Annotated in this window: 3 protein-coding genes; 2 read left to right on the top strand and 1 reads right to left on the bottom strand. The window is 57.1% G+C overall.

The window, feature by feature from the left end; translation table 11 throughout:
- On the bottom strand, nucleotides 1-202 hold a 202-nt coding region (locus tag EOA86_RS39055; protein ID WP_164892278.1), incomplete at its 3' end, for a hypothetical protein.
- 568 nt (nucleotides 203-770) lie between these two features.
- Here EOA86_RS39055 and EOA86_RS33510 point away from each other — a divergent pair.
- On the top strand, nucleotides 771-1,088 hold the full coding sequence (locus tag EOA86_RS33510) for a hypothetical protein (RefSeq protein WP_128345460.1): 318 nt from the start codon (nucleotides 771-773) through the stop codon (nucleotides 1,086-1,088).
- A gap of 14 nt (nucleotides 1,089-1,102) precedes the next feature.
- The gene (locus EOA86_RS33505; protein WP_128345459.1) at nucleotides 1,103-1,453 is read left to right on the top strand and encodes a hypothetical protein; all 351 of its coding nucleotides are present in this window, start codon (nucleotides 1,103-1,105) and stop codon (nucleotides 1,451-1,453) included.
- Nucleotides 1,454-1,715: the final 262 nt, after the last annotated feature.

Here is a 1,715-nt window from a genome sequence, read left to right as displayed (position 1 = left end):
GGGTTCGCATGGCGATCGCCTCGTTCGCGAAACCAGAGAAGGCTGCCGCGCCAACACAAGGGGCAAGCCGGCGAACCTGCAGCGGATTGCGCGCTGCGTTCTCGATGATCCCTCTCATCGGGGCCTCGCTCAAGGTATCGCCCTTCTGCAGGAGATGGTCGCCGCGCGTGCAGAGGGCTTTGCCGAAGTTGTCATTGACCATCGCGCTGAGTTTCGCGACGCTACCCGTCTTGGGCGGTACGGGAATCCGGACGAGGCTTTCGCCGATATCGCACGCCGTCGTTCGTTCGCTCGGCCGTCACCGCCTGCAAAGGCGCTCTGCAGCATCCACAAGGCCAAGGGCCTCGAGTGCAGCCATGCACTACTTATTGCGTCGGGTTTTTCCAGCACGCTCTACTCCCGCTGCAAACTCTATGTAGCTCTCAGTCGTGCCAGCAGCTCGCTGACGCTTGTGATCTCTCGCGAGCAACCCTGCCCGCTCTTCGACATAGGGTAAGCAATTGTGCCTTGTGGTTCCCAGAAGGTTAGCTTGCATGCCTTCGACAGCCGCTGAAACTGTCCCATCGGTCTGCTATCCGTTATGCTAAGCGACGCGCCGATCGGCTCGAAACCACCTCACACCTGGCTACGGTTCACCAAGTCTGGAAGGCCTCATAAGGGCTCAAAGCAGCCCACTTGCCAAAGATCGAGTGACGATCAGGCATCCAGGCCAATGCTTGCCCGTTGCGTCAAGCTGTGACCATGATGCAAACTCTAAAGGGAGGGACGATATGCCACCGTTCTTTATACCGGCAGCGGAAGGTCAGGAGCAGACCGAACAAGTTTACGCCGCGGTAGTCGCCTTCAATCACTTAGTTGACCCTCAGCGGTACTACTCAATCAGCTATACTCACAACGGGAGGCGCGAAGTCGCCACCGTTGGTGAGCCGCATGTGATCAACGGTGAACCCGTTTTGCTGATACTTAAAGAGCGGCGAAATGGTGCTCCCTTTTTGATCTGTACAGAGAATCGGGGAGTCGTGCGTGGTGGCCCGATTTTGGCTAGCGGGGATTGGCAGACGAACGCAATCGACTTTACGCGGGATTGACGGCCCGCCGTGACATGAAAGTCAGTCTCCCCGGGGATGCCACTCTGCGCTCAGTGATCGAGGGCTTGCCGAACGCAGAGGAGTTCGTGCGCAGCGTGCTTCACAACATGACCGGCTACTATCGAGACTGCCAAGTTCGGTTAGCCCGTGACGTCAACCCAAAATGGCCAGATTACCTTGTCGAGATGCTTTTTTTCGAGAATGACGAAATTGCTGGCGTTCAAGTGACGGCCGTTTTCAAGGGCAGGTCGCACAAGGGGGAACTGGCTGACGCTGTTAATACAAATCGACCCTGGTCCTCGACATCCATGAGGTTCGAGGAGGTTCAGGCGCTACGTGGCGAGTTGCGGGCGATGCTCAGATGAACATCCGCCTAAGCCACGCCAGAGAAGTGTTTGGAGAAGGCTGTTGGTTCGGGCACGCCAGGCTCAAAAAGGTGGCTCAAAACCACGTGGCTCAATTGGATCGCTATTTCCATTTTTGAGCTAGGCCCGTAAGCTAGGCGCGTTGAGGTATACTCAAATTGGCCAGAGGGGACGATCCGTGACCGACCGCGAATTGCAGCACATCATCACCAAAGCTCGTGACGCCAAGCACGGCGGGTTTGGAGTCTTTTCCACCGGCGAG

The sequence above is a fragment of the Mesorhizobium sp. M5C.F.Ca.IN.020.32.2.1 genome (assembly GCF_004023105.1).
Classification (GTDB): domain Bacteria; phylum Pseudomonadota; class Alphaproteobacteria; order Rhizobiales; family Rhizobiaceae; genus Mesorhizobium; species Mesorhizobium wenxiniae.
Note: the sequence above shows the minus strand (reverse complement) of the source record. Positions and strands in the feature narration are given on the sequence as shown.